Source organism: Reinekea blandensis MED297, from assembly GCF_000153185.1.
GTDB classification, from domain to species: domain Bacteria; phylum Pseudomonadota; class Gammaproteobacteria; order Pseudomonadales; family Natronospirillaceae; genus Reinekea; species Reinekea blandensis.
Map to the genome: position 1 here is coordinate 23,080 of NZ_CH724155.1, position 6,498 is coordinate 29,577.

Consider the following 6,498-nt stretch of genomic DNA (forward strand, 5'->3'; position numbering starts at 1 on the left):
GCATAGGCTTTTAAGCAGTTACCTGTCCAAAGGATTTCACTATGACGATTCGCACTCCTGCGGTCGCCGGCACGCTTTACGAAGCGGATACTCAACGCCTGTTGGTACAGATGGAAAACTGGCTGGAATCCGCGCCGGTAAAAACCACCCAATCGACTCCGAAGGTACTGATTGCACCCCATTCCGGATTTCATTATTCCGGAGAATCGGCGGCTCGTGCCTATCAGACACTGAATGCCGTTTATGACCGGATTCGACGGGTCATTCTGCTGGGCCCGGCTCACCGCACCACGGTCGATCACCTGGTGCTGCCAGAAGACGATGTCTTTGCCACTCCGCTGGGGCAAGTCCCGCTCGATAAAACCGCGGTGAACTGGCTACGCCGTCAGCCCGGAGTGATCACTGACAACACACTGCACGCCCCTGAACACAGCCTTGAAATGCAGTTGCCGTTTTTGCAAACGGCTTTGGAAGACTTCTTCCTGGTGCCAATCATCGTTGGTCAAGTCGATCCTGACCTCGTGGCCGATATACTCGACGCGCTCTGGTTGGGAGACGACAGCCTCATTGTTGTCAGCACCGGCCTGAGCCGGAAGCTGACGCAAGCAGACGCTGAAGCTCAGGACCGACGCACCGCTGATCGTATCCTGGAACTTGATCCGTCTCTGTCGTATACCGAAGCCTGTGGCTACAGCGCGCTGAATGGTGCCCTGACCTGGGCCAGACGCCAAGGGCTGCACGGTCAGGAGCTGCAACTGACCACGTCTGCCGATCGCGGTGGTAACCAGGACAGTGTTCGCGGCTTTGGCAGCTTCGTTTTAGGCTAATCGGCTTTTTAATCTGCTCACGGGTGATGGCTTCAACGCACATTGAAGTCAGCGCCCGGTCCAGTCATGCAGCGACCGGTACCGCACGCCTGCACCTTCTCGAACAGACTGCATCAGTGAGATCCGCCGAAACGTGATCGCAAGGTCGATGTCTGGCGTGTCCAGATGTTTGTCACAACGGGCAAAGGTGATATGAGGGACAAAGGGTGCCGTCTGCGTATGCAATGGTACCAGGAAGGACAGCGCCCGGGCGAAATGCTGCAATGCAGGCGGCTCCTGATAGCCGCGCAGGTACCAAATGCCCTGGCTGAATCGACTGACATGATTGAGTGACCAGCGTATCGGCAATTGGCCGACATCCAGTTGTTCAGTCGCGTAGTCAACCAGTTCGGGGATCATAGACGCATCGGTTTCCCCCAAATAAGCCAGAGTCAGGTGATAGTTCTGCGTAGGTACCCAGCGCACCCGAGGTTGCGGAGCAATGCTCTGCTGCCATTGCGCAACTCGAGCGGCGTCATCCGATTCTAAAGGCAACGCAAAAAACAGACGCAAACTGGATTCCATAACCGCTCCTTAGGGCCTGTTAACACTATTTCTATCTATTCTGCCGAGATTAAAACCATTTCCGGCAAGGCAGAACGCGCGAATCGTGGTTTTTCCACCAGAGCAAGTGATAACGACGGCGTAAATGGTTTTAATCCGGCCCTACGGGTTGGATTGTGCCCTTCCAGAGACGTCGTTGTTCGTCGTTCGTGTGGAGTCACCACAGTTCCCTCCTCACGCCTTGCTCTGATAGGGCACAACGCCAACAGAATGGACAGAAATCGTGTTAACAAGCCCTAGCTCTGACCTGACGGAGTGTCGTGCGCAAAAATCCGGCGCCAATCCGCTTTCATGTCCACCAGGTGCCAACCAAATCGATCCGCCAACTCAAGCGTTGACGGCCCGAAATGAATTGCCGGGTCCGGACTGTATTCATACTCTCTGACCGAGTCGGTGTGATGCACCAGACAGCACAGTGCCCGCTTTGCCTGAGAGGTCCAGCGCAACATATCAACATCGCCATGGCTGTTACCAAAGGCGGCTATCGGCTGTTTTCCAATGCGGCGCGCAATGGCTTCAACTTTCCCGTCGCCATTGGTGAACGCAAACGGCATGGGCAGATATTCCAACTGCAGTTGATCGTTTCGTTCCACCAGCCGGGTGCGAAGACTGCTACCAATAACATTCGGCTCAGGGACCTGATACACCGGCCCGCACCAGGGGCGGACAAAGTCCGAACTGGCCCCGGTTACAATGTAACAATCGAACCGATGTTGTCGAAACAACGCCAGAATCTCCAGCATGGGTTGGTAAACCACCTGCGTATAGGGTACCTGGAAACGTGGATGACGCGCCCTGGCCATCCACTGCAGTACGGAATGCTTGAACTCATCAGTGGTCACACCATCAATCAGATCTTTCAACAGATCGCCGACGTCGTCGAACAGATCGACAACCGCGTCTTCAAATAGGTTGGCAGCTCGCTCAAACAGGCTTCTCTGTTTCTGCGCGCGCGGCGGGTCGTCGTCCGGTCGAATCTGGTCACGAAAGTAGGCTAACTGAGCCAGCAGCGGTTTTTCGACCCAGAGCGTGCCATCGTTATCAAACACAGCCACACGATCGACCTCGGGAACAAAGTGTTCGGATTCGGGTGTGGTAACATCGCTCAGGAAACTAAGGATCTCATCGCGGGTTTGGCTTGGCTGCCAACTGCTCAGGGTTCTGTCTATGCTTGTCATGGAATTGGCTGTGTTGTAAGTCAGTGCTCAGACTACCCATACTGGCGGTAAAAAAGAATGACTTTTCATCAGATGGCGCCAACGAAACTCAGCCACAGGTAGGCGACATAACCGCCCAGAAGAAGACTTCCCTCAAGGCGGCTTAAGCGGCGGCTAGAATAAAGAAACAGATACAGCAATCCAGCCACACCTAACATGACCCATTGATCAAACTGGAATATTCGCTGAGACACAGTCAGTGGTTGCACCAAGGCCGATATCCCAAGGATGCCCAACAGGTTAAAGATGTTACTACCGAGAACATTACCGACAGCGACATCGGCATGGCGCCGGAGCGCGGCGATAACCGTAATTGTCAGTTCCGGAAGTGACGTGCCGACCGACACCAGTGTCAGTCCAATCAACGCTTCGGATACCTTCCATTGCAAGGCAATGCCAACGGCTCCTTTAAGTAAAAACTGTGAGCCTGCGATTAGCAGAGCCAAACCCAACAGAGTCAACATAACCGACCAGATCAACGATGCCGGAACGGCATCAATCTCGGAGGCTTCGGCCTTATGCACCGCGCCCGCTTCGGAAGCCTGACCCCGCTCACTGACATAGGCCCAAACCAAATATCCAACCAAGGCTAACAACAGAATGCCGGCGTCAACTCGCGACAAGCCAGTTTGCCACGCCAACCCGATAAACAACACCGTGCCGAGGATGACCACTAATGCATCCCGCCGCAGAGCCGACGGCGATACTGAAAGCGGTGTAATAACAGCGCACAACCCCAGTATAAGCATCACATTTGCTATATTACTGCCGACAACATTGCCAATCGCAATGTCCGGCAGCCCCTGAAGAGAAGCATCGACTGAGACAACCATTTCCGGCATCGATGTGCCAAAGCCAACAATTAACAGACCAGAAAGCAACGCGGACACGCCCAGCCTATTTGAAATACCGAGTGCTCCGCGAATCAATAACTCACCGCCACCGGTCAACAAGACAATACCGACGAACAGCAGAAAAAAATTCATCATAAAACTACACCCACCTAATGCTATGAAAGCAATCGATGGCAGCGGGCATTATCTGATGCTCATCAATGCCCATTCATCCAGGTTTCTGTTGTGCACCGTAGCCGGGAAGATGGCAATACGCTACCTTGATTGACGTTGCAAGCCAGTAATGACTGTTCAGATCTGACTGACCAAAAAATCGCCAGCCTAACCTCTTTTGGTCGGATCCGTGAACTCACCCAACCCTTCTAGAGGACGCACACCATGACGCATCGTTATCACAGCGCACTCATTGTTCTGCATTGGCTGCTGGCCGTACTGATCATCGCGGCCCTGGGCGCGGGTCTGTTTCTGGAAGACTGGCCAAACAGCGATCCGGCTAAAATTGATACGTTGCGGATTCATATGATTGTCGGACTGCTCATCGGCGTGCTAATGATCGTTCGACTGGTGGTGCGCCTTCGAACCAAAAAGCCACCTCACGCAGACACCGGCCGCGCCTGGCTGAACGCCTTGGGCATCGCAGCCCATTGGGCACTGTACCTGTTGGTGATATTAATGGTAATCACCGGCGTTGGAATTTCAGCGGGCGCCGGGCTGCCGGACATCGTGTTTGCGGGTCGCGGTGCATTGCCGGACAGCTTCGATCACCTGCCGGCACGCGCCGGGCACGGACTGTTTGCCTCGGTGCTCATGTTCTTGATCCTCCTGCACCTGATCGCCGCGGTTTACCATCAATGGGTACTGAAAGATGGACTGTTGTCACGCATGCGATTGAAACGATAATCCGTCAGTCGCTGCCAGGTGCCTAAATAGCGTGCACCACTTTTCATACCGACCAGAAATCGGTCCGGGCATCGGGCGCGTACTCTTGCAGATACTGCTGGATCGTCGCCTCAGGTCGGCAGAAGCGCTGATCGGTGACCTCTAAGTGTTGCAGGCGCTCCAACCGGAACACCCGGTAACTCTCTCGCAGCAGACACCAGGCCACCAAATGCCAGCAATACCCCCAATAAACCAACCCGAGCGGCTGCACAGTTCGATCTGTTTGCCGGCGTTTTTCATCCTGATAACCGAATGACACCAGCCGTTCGGCAGCAATGGCCTGGCGAATTTCAGCGGCGTACTGAGAAAGATGAGTACTGGTGTGCGTCGCGACCAGCATCGGCGCGCGACGCCGTTCTATTTCATGCTGGCGATGCGCCGGCAACACCGAGCGGACTTTCTGTAATGCCTGATCGGCGGCCTGAGCCAGCGTTGGATCGGCGCTGGCTTTAACCAGACGGGCGCCAAAGGTTAAGGCTTCCAGTTCATCAATGGTAAAAGTCAACGGCGGCAAGTGACCACGATCTGTTAACCGATAGCCGATGCCAGCTTCACCTTCAATGTCAGCGCCTTGCCGACACAGCGCCTCGATGTCGCGATAGATGGTCCGAACCGAAACATCCAGATGCTCGGACAGCTGCTGAGCAGTCATCGCCTGATGACGCCCCCTTAACAGGTTAAGTATTGCCAGCAGGCGCTCAGCTTTTGTCATTCATGACATCCTTTCTTCGTTAGTCTGACGACGGTTCAAACTTCGCTGAGAGTTTCATCCCAAAACGTCGCTTCAATCTTATGACCGTCCGGGTCATACACAAAGCAGCCATAATAGGCCGCACCATAGTGTGGTCGGGGGCCTGGTTCGCCATCACTGACAGCGCCGGCTTTCATAGCCGCCTGATAGAACGCATCAACCGCGGCTTTGGACTCTGCATTAAACGCGAAATGCACGCCATTGGCGACACCCGCCTCCCCTTCATTGTGTGGTTTCTGAACCCAGAACTCCGGATACAGTTTGCCAAAGGCGGCGCCTATTCCGGGCATATCAATCTGACGACTCGCGCCGAGAGTGCCAAGAACCTGATCGTAAAACGACAGCGCCCGCTCAACATCGTTTGTACCAATAGACAGATGATTCATGATGGAAGGACTTTCCATACCGTGCTCCTTAAGGGGCTTTGCCCCGCGTTGTTGAATGACATGACTGTAGCGCGTGCGTGTGTCAGCCTTTGTCAGCAGGGTTCATACTTCCGCTTTCGGGCGTTTGCGGTTACTGTTCGATCCTTTTTAAAACTTTCCAATGTTGTTCGGAGGCCCGCATGGGAATCGCAGTCGCATTGACCGCGGCATTTTTCTGGGCGCTGTCAGCCCGCTTCTATGGTCACAGTACGGCGCAATGGTCCGTGCTGCTGCTCAACCTCACTAAGAATCTGATTGCGGTGACCATGTTGGCCATTTTGCTTTGGGTGTTACCCATGAACAGCACCGCAACGCTATCCACCGCGTTGATTCTGTTGCTCAGTGGCATCATCGGCATCGGTCTGGGTGATACGGCCCTGTTTGCGGCTTTGAAGCGCATGGGGGAGCAGAATACGTTGCTGATTGCCGAAACCGGCGCACCACTGATTGTCGTCACGCTGGGGTTCTTCCTGCTTGCGGAAACGCTCAGCTGGCAACACTACCTCGGTATGTTTCTGGTGCTGTTGGCGACCGATCTGGCTATTGGCTGGCGTCGGCAAAACCGATTAGACATGGTCGCCGTTGCTCTGGCCGGTGTCGCTGCTTTATGTCAGGCCACCGGCGCCTTAATTTCGCGGTATTTTCTGACCACGACGGACCTGGGCGTATTGGAATCCGCCGTCTGGCGTTTGCTCGGAGGGTTACTGTTCGCGACGGTCGGACTGGCAGTTATGCGTGCGCGCAACGTTCCCATTCGCTATCAGCTACTGACGCCCCGGCAAACCAGCAAGCTGCTGGTGGCCATTCTGCTTGGGACCATCATCGGTGTGTTCATGCTGCAATGGAGTCTCGACCTGTTACCGGCCGGGCTCGCTCAGACGC

8 protein-coding genes are annotated in these 6,498 nt (G+C 54.7%); 3 read left to right on the forward strand and 5 right to left on the reverse strand.

The genetic code is table 11. From position 1 onward, the window contains the following. The first annotated feature begins 41 nt into the window (after nucleotides 1-41). Nucleotides 42-827 (forward strand): AmmeMemoRadiSam system protein B, encoded by a 786-nt coding sequence (gene amrB, locus MED297_RS19485; RefSeq protein ID WP_008048079.1) that lies wholly within the window; start codon nucleotides 42-44, stop codon nucleotides 825-827. A gap of 48 nt (nucleotides 828-875) precedes the next feature. Here amrB and thpR read toward each other — a convergent pair whose 3' ends face one another. The 3 genes from thpR to MED297_RS19500 form a co-directional block, all read right to left on the reverse strand. Next, complete coding sequence (thpR, locus tag MED297_RS19490) at nucleotides 876-1,391, reverse strand: RNA 2',3'-cyclic phosphodiesterase (protein ID WP_008048081.1); 516 nt, start codon at nucleotides 1,389-1,391, stop codon at nucleotides 876-878. A 275-nt stretch (nucleotides 1,392-1,666) separates the two neighbouring features. Then, the gene (locus MED297_RS19495; protein WP_008048084.1) at nucleotides 1,667-2,608 is read right to left on the reverse strand and encodes an HAD family hydrolase; all 942 of its coding nucleotides are present in this window, start codon (nucleotides 2,606-2,608) and stop codon (nucleotides 1,667-1,669) included. A gap of 68 nt (nucleotides 2,609-2,676) precedes the next feature. Then, on the reverse strand, nucleotides 2,677-3,636 hold the full coding sequence (locus tag MED297_RS19500; RefSeq protein ID WP_008048091.1) for a calcium/sodium antiporter: 960 nt from the start codon (nucleotides 3,634-3,636) through the stop codon (nucleotides 2,677-2,679). Between the two features lie 243 nt (nucleotides 3,637-3,879). On the opposite strand from MED297_RS19500, the gene MED297_RS19505 reads away from it, so the two are divergent. Continuing rightward, the gene (locus MED297_RS19505) at nucleotides 3,880-4,401 is read left to right on the forward strand and encodes a cytochrome b (protein WP_008048093.1); all 522 of its coding nucleotides are present in this window, start codon (nucleotides 3,880-3,882) and stop codon (nucleotides 4,399-4,401) included. 43 nt (nucleotides 4,402-4,444) lie between these two features. Here MED297_RS19505 and MED297_RS19510 read toward each other — a convergent pair whose 3' ends face one another. Continuing rightward, nucleotides 4,445-5,152, reverse strand: coding sequence for a helix-turn-helix transcriptional regulator (locus MED297_RS19510; protein WP_008048095.1), 708 nt, complete (start codon nucleotides 5,150-5,152; stop codon nucleotides 4,445-4,447). 35 nt (nucleotides 5,153-5,187) lie between these two features. Beyond that, a complete protein-coding gene (locus MED297_RS19515; protein ID WP_008048097.1) occupies nucleotides 5,188-5,595 on the reverse strand; it encodes a VOC family protein in 408 nt (135 codons plus the stop codon). Between the two features lie 161 nt (nucleotides 5,596-5,756). Between MED297_RS19515 and MED297_RS19520 the strand changes: the two genes are divergently transcribed. After that, nucleotides 5,757-6,498, forward strand: a 742-nt coding sequence (locus tag MED297_RS19520; protein WP_008048098.1) for a DMT family transporter, incomplete at its 3' end; no start/stop codon positions are given.